18 protein-coding genes are annotated in these 16,887 nt (G+C 71.0%); 1 reads left to right on the forward strand and 17 read right to left on the reverse strand.

Annotated features, from left to right (window positions below):
• Positions 1 to 6 precede the first annotated feature (6 nt).
• The 6 genes from KZ829_RS10060 to hisD are packed head-to-tail and all read right to left on the reverse strand — an operon-like array spanning position 7 to position 4,162.
• Positions 7 to 324: a hypothetical protein gene (locus KZ829_RS10060; RefSeq protein WP_220143561.1), complete on the reverse strand. Its 318-nt coding sequence runs from the start codon at positions 322 to 324 to the stop codon at positions 7 to 9.
• Positions 321 to 938 (reverse strand): imidazole glycerol phosphate synthase subunit HisH, encoded by a 618-nt coding sequence (hisH, locus tag KZ829_RS10065; RefSeq protein ID WP_220143562.1) that lies wholly within the window; start codon positions 936 to 938, stop codon positions 321 to 323. The genes KZ829_RS10060 and hisH overlap by 4 nt, the downstream gene beginning before the upstream one ends.
• Positions 938 to 1,099, reverse strand: a complete 162-nt coding sequence (locus KZ829_RS10070) for a CG2302 family histidine operon protein (RefSeq protein WP_220143563.1) — start codon at positions 1,097 to 1,099, stop codon at positions 938 to 940. Before KZ829_RS10070 ends, hisH begins: the two co-directional genes overlap by 1 nt.
• Complete coding sequence (gene hisB / locus KZ829_RS10075) at positions 1,096 to 1,707, reverse strand: imidazoleglycerol-phosphate dehydratase HisB (RefSeq protein WP_183217445.1); 612 nt, start codon at positions 1,705 to 1,707, stop codon at positions 1,096 to 1,098. The genes KZ829_RS10070 and hisB overlap by 4 nt, the downstream gene beginning before the upstream one ends.
• Positions 1,704 to 2,858 (reverse strand): histidinol-phosphate transaminase, encoded by a 1,155-nt coding sequence (locus tag KZ829_RS10080; protein WP_308285416.1) that lies wholly within the window; start codon positions 2,856 to 2,858, stop codon positions 1,704 to 1,706. Before KZ829_RS10080 ends, hisB begins: the two co-directional genes overlap by 4 nt.
• Positions 2,855 to 4,162 (reverse strand): histidinol dehydrogenase, encoded by a 1,308-nt coding sequence (gene hisD / locus KZ829_RS10085; RefSeq protein ID WP_220143564.1) that lies wholly within the window; start codon positions 4,160 to 4,162, stop codon positions 2,855 to 2,857. The genes KZ829_RS10080 and hisD overlap by 4 nt, the downstream gene beginning before the upstream one ends.
• Before the next feature lie 121 nt (positions 4,163 to 4,283).
• On the opposite strand from hisD, the gene KZ829_RS10090 reads away from it, so the two are divergent.
• Entirely contained in the window at positions 4,284 to 4,979 is a 696-nt protein-coding gene (locus KZ829_RS10090; RefSeq protein WP_220143565.1) for an LON peptidase substrate-binding domain-containing protein, read from the forward strand.
• Positions 4,980 to 5,127: 148 nt separating this feature from the next.
• On the opposite strand, the gene KZ829_RS10095 is transcribed toward KZ829_RS10090, so the two are convergent.
• The 11 genes from KZ829_RS10095 to KZ829_RS10145 all read right to left on the reverse strand — a co-directional run bounded on the left by KZ829_RS10095 (position 5,128) and on the right by KZ829_RS10145 (position 16,863).
• The gene (locus KZ829_RS10095; protein ID WP_220143566.1) at positions 5,128 to 5,946 is read right to left on the reverse strand and encodes a DUF2567 domain-containing protein; all 819 of its coding nucleotides are present in this window, start codon (positions 5,944 to 5,946) and stop codon (positions 5,128 to 5,130) included.
• Positions 5,947 to 5,976: 30 nt separating this feature from the next.
• A complete protein-coding gene (dnaE, locus tag KZ829_RS10100) occupies positions 5,977 to 9,513 on the reverse strand; it encodes a DNA polymerase III subunit alpha (RefSeq protein ID WP_220143567.1) in 3,537 nt (1,178 codons plus the stop codon).
• A gap of 60 nt (positions 9,514 to 9,573) precedes the next feature.
• Positions 9,574 to 11,136 (reverse strand): MinD/ParA family ATP-binding protein, encoded by a 1,563-nt coding sequence (locus KZ829_RS10105; protein ID WP_220143568.1) that lies wholly within the window; start codon positions 11,134 to 11,136, stop codon positions 9,574 to 9,576.
• Positions 11,137 to 11,315: 179 nt separating this feature from the next.
• Positions 11,316 to 12,323, reverse strand: coding sequence for a hypothetical protein (locus tag KZ829_RS10110; RefSeq protein WP_220143569.1), 1,008 nt, complete (start codon positions 12,321 to 12,323; stop codon positions 11,316 to 11,318).
• A 17-nt stretch (positions 12,324 to 12,340) separates the two neighbouring features.
• Positions 12,341 to 13,225: an RluA family pseudouridine synthase gene (locus KZ829_RS10115; RefSeq protein WP_246635408.1), complete on the reverse strand. Its 885-nt coding sequence runs from the start codon at positions 13,223 to 13,225 to the stop codon at positions 12,341 to 12,343.
• A gap of 41 nt (positions 13,226 to 13,266) precedes the next feature.
• A complete protein-coding gene (gene lspA / locus KZ829_RS10120; RefSeq protein WP_220143571.1) occupies positions 13,267 to 13,863 on the reverse strand; it encodes a signal peptidase II in 597 nt (198 codons plus the stop codon).
• Positions 13,836 to 14,258, reverse strand: coding sequence for a TraR/DksA family transcriptional regulator (locus KZ829_RS10125; RefSeq protein WP_220143667.1), 423 nt, complete (start codon positions 14,256 to 14,258; stop codon positions 13,836 to 13,838). The genes lspA and KZ829_RS10125 overlap by 28 nt, the downstream gene beginning before the upstream one ends.
• A 311-nt stretch (positions 14,259 to 14,569) precedes the next feature.
• On the reverse strand, positions 14,570 to 14,872 hold the full coding sequence (locus KZ829_RS10130; RefSeq protein WP_220143572.1) for a DUF167 domain-containing protein: 303 nt from the start codon (positions 14,870 to 14,872) through the stop codon (positions 14,570 to 14,572).
• Positions 14,869 to 15,666, reverse strand: a complete 798-nt coding sequence (locus tag KZ829_RS10135; RefSeq protein WP_220143573.1) for a hypothetical protein — start codon at positions 15,664 to 15,666, stop codon at positions 14,869 to 14,871. The genes KZ829_RS10130 and KZ829_RS10135 overlap by 4 nt, the downstream gene beginning before the upstream one ends.
• A 32-nt stretch (positions 15,667 to 15,698) precedes the next feature.
• On the reverse strand, positions 15,699 to 16,514 hold the full coding sequence (locus KZ829_RS10140; protein WP_183217424.1) for a DivIVA domain-containing protein: 816 nt from the start codon (positions 16,512 to 16,514) through the stop codon (positions 15,699 to 15,701).
• 43 nt (positions 16,515 to 16,557) lie between these two features.
• Complete coding sequence (locus KZ829_RS10145; RefSeq protein WP_183217422.1) at positions 16,558 to 16,863, reverse strand: YggT family protein; 306 nt, start codon at positions 16,861 to 16,863, stop codon at positions 16,558 to 16,560.
• Between the last annotated feature and the right edge of the window lie 24 nt (positions 16,864 to 16,887).

Here is a 16,887-nt window from a genome sequence, read left to right on the forward strand (position 1 = left end):
TGGAAGCTAAGCCCGGCGGCCGAGCACCACGACGACGAGGGCCGGCACGGCGAGAACGAGCATGGCGGTGAGGATGATGCGAAGTGGCAGGTCCGGGATGAGCGTCCAGACGGCGGCGACGGCCAGCAGTGTGACGACCACGATGCCGATCCGCTGCCGGCGGCTGCGGTGATAGAGCCGCCCGTCCCGGCCGAACCGTGGTTTCAGGGATCGCAGGAAGACGCGGCGCCGGTCCCGGCGGGCCACCCGGCGGGCACGGACCGACTTCTCCCGCTCCTGGACGGCGAGCCGCTCGGCCCGGCGCCGGGCACGTTCCTTGCTCAAAGCGTCGCGACCCAGTTGCTCAGCAGCAGGTAACCGGAGTCGGCCGACTTCTCCGGGTGGAACTGGGCGGCGCTGAGCGCGCCCGCCTCCACCACGGCCACGAACGGCCGGTCATGCGACGCGGTGGTCACCCGGGCGTGGTCGAGAAGATCAAGATCCTGAGCGGCGTACGAGTGGACGAAGTAGAACCGTGCCCCAGCGGGAAGGTCGTCCAGCAACCGGGAGCCCGCCGCGACGTCGACCGTGTTCCAGCCCATGTGCGGGATCCGCTGCGCGGACAGCTTCGTGACCGAACCGGGCAGCAGGCCCAGCCCCTTGGTCTCCACCCCGTGCTCCACGCCGGACTCGAAGAGGATCTGCATGCCGACGCAGATGCCCAGCACCGGCTTTCCGGCCGCCACCCGTTCGGCGATCACCGGTCCGGCGTTCAGCGCCTCGATCCCGGCCATGCAGGCCGCGTACGCCCCCACGCCGGGCACCACGAGACCGTCCGCCTCGGCGGCCACCGCCAGATCGCTGGTGACCGTCACATCGACCCCGGTACGGGCGACCGCCCGCTCCGCCGACCGCAGATTCCCCGAGCCGTAGTCGAGGACGACCACACTCTTCGCCATCACGCCTCCCCCGAGGGCCACCAGGCGAACCCGCCGGCGACCGCGAGCACCGCCAGCACCGCGGTGATGCCGATGCTGAACCGGGTCGCCCCCGACTTGACCAGCTGGATCACGCCGCCGAGCAGGATCCCGGCGAGCGCGAACAGCACCAGCGAGATCACAGCACCCCCTTGGTGGACGGCAGCGAACCGGCGTTGCGCGGGTCGATCTCGACAGCCTCCCGCAGCGCCCGGGAGAACGCCTTGAACTGGGCCTCCACCACGTGGTGCGCGTCCGGGTGACCGCCCGGACGGCAGGCGCGGAGCACGTCCACGTGCAGGGTCACCTTGGCGGCGTGGCCGAACGCCTCGAAGATGTGCCGGGTCATGCTGGTCGCGTAGACCGGCCCGATGTACGGCGTGAGCAGCGGCTCGTCGTGCACCACGTAGGGCCGGCCGGACAGGTCCACGGCGGCCCGGACCAGCACCTCGTCCATCGGGATGGTGGCCGACCCGTACCGCCGGATGCCCCGCTTGTCGCCGAGCGCCTTGGCGAACGCCTCGCCGAGGGCGATGGCGGTGTCCTCCATGGTGTGGTGCGAGTCGATCTCCAGGTCGCCCTCGCAGCGCACCGTGAGGTCGAACCCGCCGTGCTTGGCGAGCTGGTTGAGCATGTGGTCGTAGAAGCCGACCCCGGTGTTCAGGTCGCCCTTGCCGGTGCCGTCGAGGTCGATCTCGATGAGCACCTTGGTCTCGTTGGTGACGCGATCGATGCGGGCGGTACGGCTCACAGCCCCTCCTCACTTCGTTCTTCGGGGCTGTGAGCCGCGTTCGCGGCGCTGCGCCCGATGGGCTCGCTTCGCTCGCCGGACAGGATCTCCTCGGCGGCGTTCAGGAATGCGGTGGTCTCGTCCCCGGTGCCGGCGGTGACCCGCAGCCAGCCGGTCAGCCCGACGTCCCGGATCAGCACGCCCCGGTCCAGGAACGCCTGCCAGTCGACTTTCTGGTCCGGGCCGGTGGCGAACAGCACGAAGTTCGCGTCACTGTCGGCGACCTGCACGCCGCGCCCACGGAGAACCTGGACGATCCGGTCGCGCTGCTCCTTGATCGCCTCCACGGTGGCCAGCAGCGACGCCCGATGCACAACGGCCGCCCGCGCGGCCGCCTGGCTGATCGCCGACAGGTGGTAGGGCAGGCGCACCAACTGCACGGCGTCGACCACGGCCGGGTCGGCGGCCAGATAGCCCAGCCGTCCGCCGGCGAAGCCGAACGCCTTGCTCATGGTCCGGCTCACCACCAGGCGCGGGTGGTGCGGCAGCAGGGTCAGCGCGCTCGCGGTGCCGGGCCGGGAGAACTCGGTGTACGCCTCGTCGACGATCACCATGCCGCGGGCTCTGTTCAGAATCGCATCGATCACGGCCGGGTCGAGGGCCGTGCCGGTCGGGTTGTTCGGCGAGCAGACGAACACCAGGTCCGGGTCGTGCTTCTCGATCTCGGCGACCGCGGCCTCCGGGCGCAGGCCGAAGTCGGGGTCACGCAGCGCCCCGATCCACCGGGTGCCGGTGCCCTGCGCCAGCAGCGGGTGCATCGAGTAGGAGGGCCCGAAGCCGAGCGCGCTGCGCCCCGGGCCGCCGAAGGCCTGCAACAGCTGCTGCTGCACCTCGTTCGACCCGTTGGCGGCCCACACGTTCGCCGTGGTCAGGCCGTGGCCCAGATAGCCGGCCAGCTCGTTGCGCAGCGCGATCGCGTCCCGGTCCGGGTAGCGGTTGAGGTCACGCAGCTCGGCCTGCACGGCCTTGCCGATCGCCTCGACCACGTCGTCCGGCACCGGGTACGAGTTCTCGTTCGTGTTCAGCTGCACCGGAACGTTCAGCTGGGGTGCGCCGTACGGCGACTTGCCCCGCAGATCGTCCCGGATCGGCAGATCGTCGATGGTCGTCACTGGAACCTGGCCTTCACCGCGTCACCGTGGGCGGGCAGGTCCTCGGCGTTGGCCAGGGCCACCACGTGCCCGGCCACATCGCGGAGAGCCTCCTCGGTGTACTCCACGACGTGGATGCCCCGCAGGAACGACTGCACCGACAGCCCCGACGAGTGCCGGGCGCACCCGGCGGTCGGCAGCACGTGGTTGGACCCGGCCGCATAGTCGCCCAGCGACACCGGCGCGTACGCCCCCACGAAGATCGCACCGGCGTTACGGACCCGCATGGCCCACTCGCGCGCGTCCCTCGTCTGGATCTCCAGGTGCTCCGCCGCGTACTCGTCCACCACGCGCAGGCCCTGCTCCAGGTCGTCGACCAGCACCACACCGGACTGCCGGCCGGTCAGCGAGGTGCGCACCCGCTCCTGGTGCTTGGTGGCCGTCACCTGCTTCTCCAGCTCGATCTCGACCGCGTCGGCAAGCTCCAGCGACGGGGTGACCAGAACCGAAGCGGCCAGCGGGTCGTGCTCGGCCTGGCTGATCAGGTCGGCCGCGACGTGCCGCGGGTCGGCGGTGTCGTCGGCCAGGACGGCGATCTCGGTGGGGCCGGCCTCCGCGTCGATGCCGACGGTGCCCTGGAGCAGCCGCTTGGCCGCGGTCACCCAGATGTTGCCCGGCCCGGTGATCACGTCGACCGGCGCACAGCGGTCGCCCTCGTCCACCCCGTCGGAGCCGTAGCCCAGCATCGCGATCGCCTGCGCGCCACCGACGGCGTAGACCTCGGTGACGCCGAGCAGCGCGCACGCGGCCAGCACCCGCGAGTCGGGCAGGCCGTTGTTGGAGGCCTGCGGCGGCGACGTCACCACCAGGCCCTCGACACCGGCCTCCTGGGCGGGCACCACGTTCATCACCACGGTCGACGGGTAGACGGCCAGACCGCCCGGCACGTAGAGGCCCACCCGGCGCACCGGCAGCCAGCGCTCGGTCACCGTGCCGCCGTCGACCACCTGGGTGGTGACGTCGGAGCGGCGCTGGTCGGCGTGCACCTTCCGGGTCCGCCGGATCGCCTCGACGAGGGCGGCCCGCACCTCGGGGTCGAGCGTCTCGGCGGCCGCGGCGATCGCCTCGGCCGGCACCCGCAGGCGCTCCAGGGTGACGCCGTCGAACCGCTCGGTCGCCTCCCGGATCGCACTGAACCCATGCTCATGGACCGCCTCGACAAGCGGGCGAATCCTCTCGACGGCAACGGAGACGTCGAGCTGGGCACGGGGCAGCAGACCGCGCGGGTCCCGGCGGGAGCCGCGCAGGTCGATCCGATTCAGCACGCCACCCAGTCTAGGTTGCCGCCCAACCGGGTTCACATGCGCGACTCCCCAGGCCCAGGCGTTGAGACACCCGCACGCCGCGCCGGGTTGACCATGGTCGGGTGGGGACTAGGCTGAACGCGTGAGCGATCGGCTGCCGGTCTTCCCGCTGAGCACGGTGCTCTTCCCCGGTCTGGTGCTGCCCCTGCACATCTTCGAGGAGCGATACCGCACCCTGGTGCGCGAGCTGGTGGCCGCGTCGGAGGAGACACCGCACGAGTTCGGCGTGGTCACCCTCCGGCATGGCAGTGAGGTCGCCGAGGACGGCGACTCCCCCCAGGGGCCGGTCACCGCCACCGACGTCTACGAGGTCGGCTGCACCGCCGAGCTGCGCCACGTCACCGAGCTGCCGGACGGCCGCTTCGACATCATGACGGTCGGCCGCCGCCGGTTCACCGTCCTCAGCGTCGAGCAGGGCGCCGAGCCCTATCTGACCGCCCACGTCCGCTGGCTCCCCGACGAGGAGGAGCCGAGCGGCAACGCCACGCTGCTGGCGCCCCGGGTGCTCACCGCGTTCCGCGCCTACCTGGAGTTGCTGCGCCCCAACAGCGAGACCCTCGAGCAGGTGCCCGACGACGCGACCGTCCTCTCCCACCTGGTCGCCGCCACCGCCCAGCTCACCGTCGAGGAGCGCCAGATGCTCCTGGCGATGCCGGACACCGCGAGCCGCCTCCGCGCCGAGCTGCGCATCCTCAACCGCGAGGCCGGCCTGCTGGCGAGGGTCCGGGCCGTTCCGGTCCCACTCTCCGACCTGGCCCGGCCGGCAAGCCCCAACTGACAACCCCCTCTCCGGTACGGGCTACGCGCACCCGCCGTACCAGACCCGCGAGGCGGGTGGGTGGTCCAGACCATGCCGCGCGCGCCGGGCGTGAGTGGGTGGTCACCCGGACCCGATGGCCCGTGCAGGGCCAGCCGCACGGTCAGATTCAGGCGGGAGGGTGCGGCTCGCGGTGGGGGTGCTCGCCGCCATCCGTGATCCGTTCGCCCGGCACCGTGCCGTTGGCCGTCGACTCGGCGTCCGTCACCAGTTCGTACTCGGCGACCGCGGCATCCTGGTGATCCACATAGGGCGGCTCGTAGGCGTGGTTCGGCCCCCACCCGGGCTGGGCGCCCGGATGGTCCAGGTCGGGATCGTTGGACCAGCCGGCCAGCAGGGTGAGCAGGATCGCCGCCACGAAGGCCGGGATCAGGGTCGGCCCGAGCGACTGCACCTCCGGCGGCGCGAGATAGGTCGCGCCGATCTGTGCGGTCGCCTTCCACTCCTCGTACGCGCCGCGCCCGAGCAGCTCGCCCACCGAGGGCGCCACCCAGTGCCCGGCCACCAGGGTGCCGACGACCACACCACCGAGGAGGTACGGCCCCCGGTCCCGGCGCAGAATCAGCCAGGCCCCGAGCGTGACGAGCACCCCGAAACCCAGCCCGAGCAGGGTCATCCAGCCGTCGGCCGCGACGTACCGCTCGGACATGTCGTAGGCCTGCGCTTTCCCGGCGCCGGTGAGGACCACCGGGACGGTGGGCGTGAGCCACGCCCAGAGCAGCCCGAGGAGCACCCCGAGCACCGCGATCGTCCCGGCGGCGCCGGCCGCGACGGCCAGCGAACGCCGCCACGGGCGCCGGCTGCCCTCGTTCAGCCGCCACATCTGCTGCCAGGCCTGGTTCAGGCCGGCGCCGACCGCGACGGGCCGAGGGCCGTCCTCCGGCGTGGAGGGTCCGGACGGCCCGGCCGGCTGTTCACTCGGGTACACCCTGCGATCCTTCCAGATCAGCCGACACTGTCAGGCGACGGCCGACGGACCGAGGATCATCTTGAGGTCGGCGCGTAGGGCCGGCGTCGCCGCGACCCGCACCCCGCCCAGCCGCATGATCGTGGTCCGGCTGCCGTTCTGGAGATGGACGTGCACCTCGGTGTCGCCCGGGTGGCTCACCAGGATCTCCTTGAGCTCGTCGACCAGCGGTGGCGTACACCGGGTGATCGGCATCGTCAGGGTGACCGGCTTGGTGTCCGGGTTGTGGGTGATGTCGGGGATCGACATGTCCATCGCCATGATCCGGGCGGCGCCGTCGCGGCGTTCGATCCGGCCCTTGACCACCACGATGGCGTCCTCGGCGATGTACTGGCCGACCAGCTCGTACGTGTTCGGGAAGAACAGCGCCTCGACGCCACCGGCCAGGTCCTCCAGCGTGGCCGACGCCCACGACCGGCCCTGCTTGGTGATCCGCCGCTGGACGCCGGTGAGGATGCCGGCGAGCGTGACGACCTGGCCGTCCGGGACCGAGCCCTCCTCGTTGAGCGCCGCGATGCTGGTGTCCGCCGAACTCTGGAGCAGGACCTCGAGCCCGGCGAGCGGGTGGTCGGAGACATACAGCCCCAGCATCTCCCGCTCGAAGGCCAGCTTGTCCCGCTTGTCCCACTCGCTGTCGCCGATCGGGGGCATGGTGACCGCGGCCGACCCACCGGCACCGGCGTCGTCCCCGAACGCGCCGAACAGGTCGAACTGCCCGGCCGCCTCGTTGCGCTTGACGTCGGCGTAGGCGTCGATGGCCTCGGCGTGCACGGCGAGCAGGCTCTTGCGGCTGTGCCCCATCGAGTCGAAGGCGCCGGCCTTGATCAGGGATTCGATGGTCCGCTTGTTGCAGGCCACCGCGTCGACCTTGGACAGGAAGTCGTAGAAGTCGCCGTACTCACCCTTCTCCTTACGGCAGCGGGCGATCGCCTCGACCACGTTGGCGCCGACGTTGCGGACCGCGCCGAGGCCGAACCGGATGTCGGTGCCGACCGGGGTGAACGGCCCGGCGGACTGGTTGACGTCCGGTGGCAGCACCTGGATGCCCATGCGGCGGCACTCCGCCAGGTACATGGCCATCTTGTCCTTGTCGTCGCCGACGCTGGTCAGCAGACCGGCCATGTACTCGGCCGGGTAGTGCGCCTTCAGATAGGCCGTCCAGTAGGAGACCAGCCCGTACGCCGCGGAGTGCGCCTTGTTGAACGCGTAACCCGCGAACGGGACCAGGACGTCCCACACGGCCTGGATCGCCTCGTCGGAGTAGCCGTGCTCGCGGCACCCGTCCCGGAAGGGACCGAACTCCTTGTCGAGGATCTCCTTCTTCTTCTTACCCATGGCCCGGCGGAGCAGGTCGGCCTGGCCGAGGCTGTAGCCGGCCAGGATCTGCGCCGCACGCTGCACCTGCTCCTGGTAGACGATCAGGCCGTAGGTGGGCTCCAGGATCTCCCGCAGCGGCTCCTCCAGCTCCGGGTGGATCGGGGTGATCTCCTGGAGCTTGTTCTTGCGGAGCGCGTAGTTGGTGTGCGAGTCGACACCCATCGGGCCGGGCCGGTAGAGGGCCAGGACGGCGGAGATGTCCTCGAAGTTGTCCGGCTTCATCAGCCGCAGAAGCGACCGCATCGGCCCACCGTCGAGCTGGAACACGCCCAGCGTGTCACCGCGGGAGAGCAGCTCGTACGCCTTCGGGTCGTCCAGCTCCAGACCCAGCAGATCGAGCTTCTGGCCGTGGTTGAGCTCGATGTTCTTGTTGGCGTCGTCGATGATCGTCAGGTTCCGCAGGCCGAGGAAGTCCATCTTCAGCAGGCCGAGCGTCTCGCAGGTCGGGTAGTCGAACTGCGTGATGATCGCCCCGTCGGCGTCCCGGCGGGACAGCGGGATGTGGTCGATGATCGGCTCGGCGCTCATGATGACGCCGGCGGCGTGCACACCGGTCTGCCGGATCAGGCCCTCGATGCCCTGCGCGGTGTCGATGACCTTCTTGACGTCCGGGTCGGTCTCGTAGAGCCCGCGGACCTCGCCGGCCTCGTTGTACCGCTTGTCGTCCTTGTTGAAGATGCCGCCGAGGGTGATGCCCTTGCCCATGACGTCCGGCGGCATCGCCTTGGTGATCTTGTCGCCGACCGCGAACGGGTAGCCCAGGACCCGGGCCGAGTCCTTGATCGCGGCCTTCGCCTTGATCGTGCCGAAGGTGGCGATCTGCGCGACCTTGTCCTCGCCCCACTTCTCCGTCACATACCGGATGACCTCGCCGCGCCGGCGCTCGTCGAAGTCGATGTCGACGTCGGGCATCGAGATGCGCTCGGGGTTGAGGAACCGCTCGAAGATCAGGCCGTGCTGGATCGGGTCGAGGTCGGTGATGCCCATCGCGTACGCGATCAGGGAGCCCGCCGCCGAGCCACGGCCCGGGCCGACCGCGATGCCGTTGTTCTTCGCCCACTGGATGAAGTCGGCGACGACGAGGAAGTACGCCGGGAAGCCCATCTCGAGGATGACGCCGAGCTCGTACTCCGCCTGCTTGACGTGCGACTCGGGGATGCCGCCGGGGAACCGCGCCCGGAGGCCCTCGAAGGCGACGTGGCGGAAGTACTCCGGCTCGGTGAACCCGTCGGGGATGGGGAACCGGGGCATCAGGTTCTTGAAGGTGAACATCCCGTCGATGTCCACCTTCTCGGCCACCAGCAGGGTGTTGCGGCAACCCTCCTGCCAGGCCTCGGACGAGTCGACGGCACGCATCTGGTCGGGCGACTTCACGAAGTAGCCGGAGCCGTCGAACCGGAACCGGTTGGGGTCGGCGACGTTGCTGCCGGTCTGCACGCACAGCAGCACGTCGTGCGCGGCGGCCTGCGCCTCGTGGGTGTAGTGCGAGTCGTTGGTGACGAGCGGCGGGATGTTGAGCTTCTTGCCGATCTCCAGCAGGCCGTCACGGACCCGCTTCTCGATCGACAGCCCGTGGTCCATGATCTCGAGGAAGTAGTAGTCCCTGCCGAGCGCCTCCTGGTAGCGCGCGGCGGACTTGAGCGCCTCGTCGAAATGGCCGAGCCGCAGCCGGGTCTGCACGATGCCGGACGGGCAGCCGGTGGTGCCCATGATGCCCTCGGCGTGCTCCGCGATGATGTCGAAGTCCATCCGCGGGTACTTGCCGAGCTGGCCCTCGATGGAGCCCCGCGAGTTGAGCCGGAACAGGTTCTTCAGACCGACCGCGTTGCGTGCCCACATGGTCATGTGCGTATACGCACCGTTACCGGAGACGTCGTCCGATTTCTGCTCCGGACGGCCCCACTTGATGCGCTTCTTGTCCAGCCGGGACTCCGGCGCGACATAGGCCTCGACGCCGATGACCGGCGTCACACCGGCGTCTTTGGCCTGCTTGTAGAAGTCGTAGGCCCCGTGCATGTTGCCGTGGTCGGTGATCGCCGCGGCTGGCATGCCCAGCCGCTTCGCCTCAGCGAGGAGTTCCTTGATCCGGGCCGCCCCGTCGAGCATTGAATACTCTGTGTGCACGTGAAGGTGCACGAACGAGTCAGACACCCGGAACCCCCTCTTCCCCGAACGGTGCCGTGAAGCCTAGCCCCGCCGTACGACAGAAACCTACTCCGCGAAGGGCTCCAGCATGGTCGACGCCGCGCGGAGCCAGGCCTGCCGGGTCTCCTGTTGCAGGTCGCCGTACTCGATCGAGGAACCGACCTCCAGGGCCGGGTCGTAGGGCACCACGGCGACCGCACGGGTACGCGTCGCGAAGTGCTTCTTGAAGTCCTCCAGCAGCGGCAGATGGCCGGCCGACGGGCAGGAGATGAGCGTCACGGCGTTGGACACCATGTCGCCCATCCCGCTCTCCTCGAGCACGTCGAGCATCCAGTCGGCGGTGAAGGCGGCGTCCTCCCGGGGCACCGTGGTGATCACCAGCTGGTCGGCCGAGCGCATCACGGTCTGCCAGTTGACGCTCTCCACGTTGTTGCCGGTGTCGACGCAGATCACGTCGTGGGTACGGCGCAGCAGGTCCATCACCCGCCGCACGGTGCCCTGGTCCAGCCGCTGGGCGAACCGCGGGTTCTCCTCGCCGGCCAGCACGTCGTAGGAGCCGTCCGAGGCGTGCCGCAGGTAGGCGTCGAGCTCCTGGAGCAGCACGTCGCCGTGCAGGCTCTCGATCCGCATGAGGTCGGCGAGGAGGTGTTTTATGGTCCGGGCGTGCCGGGCGCTGCCGGCCCGCAGGCCGAGGGTGCCGCGCAGCTCGTTGTCGTCCCAGGCGAGCACGCCACGGCCGCGGACGCTGCCGATGGTGGCCGCGGCGAGCACGGTCGCGGTGGTCTTGTGCACCCCGCCCTTCGGGTTGGCGAACGCCAGCACCCGGGGTTTGCCCAGCTTGCGCCGCATGATCGAGACGGCGCGGTCCATGCCGTCCTCGGTGCGGCTCTGCCGCCACTCGATCCGGGCGGCGGCGGGCGCCGGCGAGACCGGCGCGGGCTGAGCGGCAGGCTGCCGGACCGGCGCGGGCTGAGCGGCAGGCTGCCGGACCGGCGCCTGCGGCGGGGACGTCTGCGGGGGTACGGGCGGCGGCGCGACCGGGGCCTGGGGGTACGCGGCGGCCTGCGCCCCGTACGCACCGGCGGGCGGGGCGTAGCCGTTCGCCGGCGGCGGCTGGTAGCCGTTACCGGGCGGCGGGTAGCCGTTGTTCTGCTGGGGGTAGCCGGTGGGCGCGCCGTACTCCCGCGCGGGCGGCTGAGCCGGCGGCTGGGCCGGCTGCTGCTGCGGGGTGCGCGGCGCCGGCTCGAAGAAGCTGTGCTGCTGTTCCGGCTCGCGGCCACGCTGCCAGCGCGGGTCGAGCGGGTTGATGGGCCGCTGCGGAACGGCGCGCTCGGCCGGCGGTTCCGGTGCACGGCGCTCGAAACCGCCCGGCTGCGGCTGCCCCTGCTGCCGGCCGTCGAGCGCGGCCTGCCGCGGGTCCAGCGGGTTGAACGGCCGGCGTTCGACCGCGGCCGAGCCACGACTCGGCTGCTGCTGCTGGTTCCACTGCTGCTGCGGGGGTGTCTCCGGCTGCTGCGGAGTCTCCTCCGACTCCTCGCCGCGGCCACCATGCCGAGCCCGGTCGAGCAGCGCCCGCCAGCGCGGGGCTGGTTCCGCAGGCCGGCCCCAGCCGGTCTCGGTCCCGTCCACGGCTCGTCCTTTCTGCGCCTACCCGATCATTCACGGCGATGGTCTCGCCCCTGACAGGCTACGGAGGAGAACCCTATTCGGGCCACCGGCCGAGTGCCCATCCCCCGGTCGTTCTTGATCACATGACGGAACCCCGGTCGTGCACGTGCGTCCACCCGAACGTTTCGCGGACGGAAAACCTAACGGCCGGAATCGCCGGTGGATGCTCCCGATGACGCATCCGGACCGTCATGAGCAGGACTCGCGTCCGACGCCGAGGGTACGGCAACAGGATCCTTGGTAGGCAGTACGGCCGCGGACGGCGTACGGCCTGAACTTTGCGGTGAGGGGGATGTCACATGGACCCCGATCGACGACGGTAACGGTCCGATGGCATCGGGGGCAACGCCGGAATTCCCGGATGGCACGGCCGACGGCGACGGATCCGCCGGCGCCGCCTCCAGCTCCTCGGGCCGCAGCGGCCGGAACTCGGTACGGTCCAGCCGGCGCACCTCGGGAGCCGGATCCACCACCCGTACCCCGGGCCGGTCCGCGATCCCGTCGAGCGCGGCCGGGGTGCCGCGCACCACCGCCGCGAAGACGCACGCACACCCGGCCCGGTACGCGGCGGCCTCCTCGGCGGCGATCCGGGCGGCGCTCTCGTAGGCCGCCCGCAACCGCGTCTCGGTGCGCCCGTCGCCGGTCAGCGCCCGGCCGAGCCGTTGATAGTCGGCGCGCTCGCGTTCCCGGGAGACGGCCGCCGAGATCATCCCGGCGGTCACGTCGTCCGGCAGCCGGTAGACCGGGATCCGGTTCACCGCGGTCCGCGAGCCGGTCAGCGGCACCCGCGTGTACACCTGCGCCACCTGCGCCCCGGACAGCAGATCGGGCAGCCCGCCGGGCGCCGCGTAGCGCCGGAAGGCCACCAGCGCCCAGGTGTCCCCGGCGGCCGGGGCGGACGGGTCGGTGAGCCGCGCCAGCTCGTCCCGGGACGCCGTCAGGTAGCCGCCCACCGACTGGCCCTCGACCACCCCCACGCGGAGCACCTCGCCGGGCTCGGTGCCGGCCGGCGGCTCCCGGTCGGCCCAGAACACCGCGAGCACCAGCGCGACGGTAGCCGCCAGCGCCGCTCCGGTCATGATCTGCAACCGGAGCGAGGCGCCCCCGAACCCGACGAGGACTGCCCGCATGCGGTGCGCGCGGCCCACGGTGATGCTCCCGACGGTCAGCCGGCGTCCTGGAGGACGTCCAGCGCGTGTTTCAGGTCAGCAGGGTAGTCGCTGACGAAGCGGACCTCATCGTGCGTACGGGGGTGCGCGAACGCCAGCTCCCGTGCGTGCAGCCACTGCCGGTCCAGTTCGAGGCGGGCCGCCAGGGTCGGATCGGCCCCGTACGTCAGGTCGCCCACACACGGGTGCCGCATCGCCGAGAAGTGCACCCGGATCTGGTGCGTCCGCCCGGTCTCCAGGCGCACGTCCACCAGGCTGGCCGAGCGGAACGCCTCGACCGTGTCGTAGTGGGTGACGCTCGGCTTGCCGCCGGACATGACGGCGAACCTGTAGTCGGCCGTCGGGTGCCGGTCGATCGGGGCGTCGATGGTGCCCCGCAGCGGGTCCAGGTGCCCCTGGACCACCGCGTGGTACCGCTTCTCCACCTCGCGCTCCTTGAAGGCGCGCTTCAGGACGCTGTACGCCATCTCGCTCTTGGCCACCACCATGAGGCCGGTGGTGCCCACGTCGAGCCGGTGCACGATGCCCTGCCGCTCGGCGGCCCCGCTGGTCGCGACGTTCTGCCCCATCGCGGCCAGGCCACTGACCACGGTCGGGCCGGTCCAGCCGGGACTCGGGTGGGCGGCCACGCCGACCGGCTTGTCCACCACCACGATGTCGTCGTCGCTGTAGATGATGCCGAGGCCGTGCACCGGCTCGGCGACCACGGCGGGCGCGGCCACCGGTGACGGCAGGGTCACCTCCAGCCAGGAGCCGGCGACCACCTTCTCCGACTTGAGCCGGGGAACGCCGTCGACCAGCGCGTCACCGGCCTCCACGAGGGTGGCCGCGGCCGTGCGGGAGAGCCCGAAGAGCCGGGAGACGGCCTGGTCCAGCCGCATCCCGTGGAGCCCGTCCGGGACCGGCAGAGAACGCTGCCCGCTCACGCCTTCTCCTCCGTCTGGGTGCCGGTCACCGGTTTCTCCTTGGTGATCCGGGTGCCGTCGCGCTGGCGGCCGGTCAGTTCCAGCAGCACGGCGAGGCAGACCCCGACGGTGAGACAGCTGTCGGCGATGTTGAAGACCGCGAACCTCTCCCCGTACGGCGCGAAGACGCTGATCATGTCGACCACGTGGCCCTGGAACGGGCCGGGCGCACGGAACAGGCGGTCGGTCAGGTTGCCCAGTGCGCCGCCCAGCACCAGACCGAGCGCCAGCGCCCACGGCACCGAGCGCAGCTTCGTGGCGAGCCACACGATCACCCCGACGACGACCAGGGTGATGAGCGGGAAGATCCATGTGTGACCGCTGCCGAAACTGAACGCCGCTCCGCTGTTGCGCAGCAGCGACAGGTAGATCAGGCCACCGAGGAGGCGAACCGGCTCGCGGGGATCCAGGTTCTCGGTGGAGAGGTGCTTGACCCACTGGTCGACCGCCACGGCGACCGCCGTGGTGACGGCCAGGACAGCGACCGCGCGGGGTGCGAACCCCGGCGCGGCCTGTTCGTCGGCGTTCAGCGTCGTTCCTCCAACTGCTTGCACGAGACACAGAGGGTGGCGGAGGGGAACGCAGCCAGCCGCTCGACCGGAATCTGGGTGCCGCACCGCTCACACCAACCGTAATTGCCCGACCCGAGCCGATCGATCGCACGTTCGACCTGTGTGATCCGCTCGAGCAGGTTGTTGGCCAGCGTGATCTCCTGCTCCCGCTCGAACGTCTTGGTGCCGGTGTCGGCCTGGTCGTCCCCGGCCGAGTCGGCGAGCCGCTCGCGCTGCAACTCGGTGATCTCACTGAGCGACTGATCGTACTCGGCCTGCAGTTCGTCACGCCGCGCGACCAGCGCCGTCCGGATCTCCTCGGTCTCGGCGGCACTGCGGTTGCGCTCAGCGGCGGACGTACCGGTCGAACCGGGCCGGATGTCGGTTGCCTTGGCCATCGTCGCTCCCTCGGCCGCGCGCGTGGCGCGGCGGTCAGCGGTCTGCGGAACTCCGGCGGCGCCGGCCCGCCGGGCCGTGCCGTCCGTCCCCTTGTCTGGTCCCCGTGCCACCGCGACGACCGCGGTAGATCTTGCCCCACCTGCACAAACGGCGCGGCTGAAAGGGGCGGCCGCGCACTCGGTGAGGTTGGCAAGGATACGGAACGTGAAGTATCCCGACAACCCGGCGCGAACCGCGGAAACGACAAACGGCCACGAAGCGCGCACAGAGGCGTCGGATAACCGACGATACACCCATCGTGATGGAAAGATCACCCGTTGTCGTCGCGCAGGTCGGCGAGCCGCCCCTCCCACTCCTCCGGCGGCGCCGCCACGGTGAAGACCTTGTCCCGGCTGGTCGCCCCGAGCCGCAGGGACACCTCGGCGGCACGGACGCCCAGTGCGGCCGCGAGCGCCCGGCGCACCGCCTCGGTGGCCTTGCCGTCCACCGCGGGCGCACCCACCGCGATGATCAGGGCTGGACCGTGCGGGCCCTCGTAGCGGCCGCCCACCCGGGTCCGGCCGGCGCCGGGACGAACCCGCACCGGCACCGAGACGCCCGCCGGGCCCCTCAACGCTGGTGGGCCACGGCGGCCACCAGCCGGTCCACCGGCCGGCACAGGCCGCACGGGCTGAAGCCGAGCTCGACCGCCTCGTTCACCGGCAGCGACTCGGTCAGCCGGCCGACAAGGTGCGGGCAGTCCGCCATGTGGTAGCGGGGCCGGCCGTCCACCACGAGCACCTCGGTGTCGAACCGCGCGACCAGCACCGCGTCGGCCGGCCGCACCGACTGGGGCAGCGGCTCGTCGTCGGGGTCGTCGGCGTCCGGTTCGTCGAACTCGTCCGGCTGCTCCACGGCGGCCCCGGCGGGGGCCGGGCGCCACGCCTGCTCGTCGGACTCCCCGGCGAGCGGTGGGACGTCCGCCGAATCCGGGGTGGAATCCGCCGCGGAGTCAGAATCGGCATAGTCTGCGCGAGCAGGCCCGGCGGGCTCCCCGACGTCGCCCGGATGAGTGTCTCCGGCCGCCCATACCTCGTCCACATCGGCCGGATCGGGCTCGTCATAGCTGCGGGATTCGCCTGCGGCGGCCACCGGCTCGGGGGCAGAATCGCTAGCGTTGGTGGCGGCGGGAGCCGGCGACACCGGTTCGTCGAACTCGGGATCTCGGCGAGCGGGGCGCGGCGGCACCTCGAAGGCGCCCTCGGCCGCTCGCCGCGTGGCGGCCTGCCGGGTCCCGATGACGAGAGCGACCGCGGCCAGCAGGCTGACCACGATCGAGGCTATGAGAAGGCTGCTCGAGCCGTTGACCAGCCCTAGCGCGAGAAACAGAACCGCGACGGGGATGAGCAGGAGACTAGCAACGATCATGGCTCATCCTCGTCGCGGTGCGGGGGGCTGTGTCAGCGACCCGATTCGATGGAGTTGGTCCGGCTGCCGCCGTACGATCCGGCGAGACCGGCCGCGGCGAGACCGCCCGAACCGCCCACGGCCCGGTTGGAGTCGGCGCGGGTCAGCTCGGCCTCGAGGCCCTGACCGCGGCCGTCCAGGTCGCGGAGCTGGCTCTCCAGGTAGGCCTTGAGACGGGTGCGGTACTCCCGCTCGAACTGCTTGAGCTCCTCGATGTGCTTCTGCAGCGCGGTCCGCTTCGCGTCCAGGCCGCCCATGGCCTCCTGGTGGCGCTGGCGAGCGTCGCGCTCGAGGGCATCGGCCTTGGCCCGGGCCTCGCGGGTGACCTCCTCCGCCTTGGAGCGGGCGTCGGAGAGAAGCTTGTCAGCCTCGCGGCGGGCGTCGGCCACGTGGTCGTCGGCGGTGCGCTGGGCCATCATCAGCACGCGCAGGGCCTGCTGCTCGCCGTCCGCGGCGCTGGCGCCGGCACCGGCGCCCGGTCCCTGCGCACGGACCTGCTCCAGCTCGGCCTGCATCTGCCGGGCGGCCTGCTCCGCCGCGGTCTTGTCACGCTGGACACGGTCCAGCTGCGCCTTCAGCTCGTTGAGCTCGGCCGCCAAACGGGGGTCAGCCGCGGGACCGGCGGGAGCGCCGCCCCGGCCACCACGCTCGACCTGGGCACGAAGCTCTGCGTTCTCCTCGATCAGACGGGCGAGCTCGCGCTCCACCTCGTCCAGGAAGGCGTCGACCTCCTCCTCGTCATACCCCCGCTTGCCGATCGGGGGCTTCTTGAAGGCGACGTTATGAACGTCGGCCGGGGTCAGCGGCATCGAAACTCCTCGGGTCAGTCGCGGCCGCGGTTGGGGCTGCTGTCTAGCTGTACTGCACGATCAGTCTTGCCAATACGAAGTCCATGAGCACGAACAGGATAACCAGCAGCACGATGGAAGCCAGGTCCAAACTCACGTTACCAATGCGCAGCGGTGGGATCACACGCCTCAACGCGTTGAGGGGCGGATCCGTGACGCTCCACACGGCTTCGAGTGCGGCCGAGGCGCCCCGGCTCGGTTGCCAGCGCCGTCCGTACTGGAGCACCGCACTCAGCACAAACCTGGCCAACAGCACCATGAAGAAGAGATACAGCAATATGTAGAGGATCTGGAACACGATCGACAGCACGTCAGGCGGATCCCTCGTTCGGGT

Origin of the sequence: Actinoplanes hulinensis (assembly GCF_019429605.1) — a bacterium.
GTDB classification, from domain to species: Bacteria; Actinomycetota; Actinomycetes; order Mycobacteriales; family Micromonosporaceae; genus Actinoplanes; species Actinoplanes campanulatus.

Bases quoted from the DNA above. Each gene is read 5' to 3' on its own strand.
- hisH (WP_220143562.1), bottom strand. From the start codon at position 938: ATGGCGAAGAGTGTGGTCGTCCTCGACTACGGCTCGGGGAATCTGCGG.
- KZ829_RS10115 (WP_246635408.1), bottom strand. From the start codon at position 13,225: ATGCGGCTGGACCAGGCCGTCTCCCGGCTCTTCGGGCTCTCCCGCACG.
- KZ829_RS10125 (WP_220143667.1), bottom strand. From the start codon at position 14,258: ATGGCCAAGGCAACCGACATCCGGCCCGGTTCGACCGGTACGTCCGCC.
- KZ829_RS10135 (WP_220143573.1), bottom strand. From the start codon at position 15,666: ATGATCGTTGCTAGTCTCCTGCTCATCCCCGTCGCGGTTCTGTTTCTC.
- KZ829_RS10140 (WP_183217424.1), bottom strand. From the start codon at position 16,514: ATGCCGCTGACCCCGGCCGACGTTCATAACGTCGCCTTCAAGAAGCCC.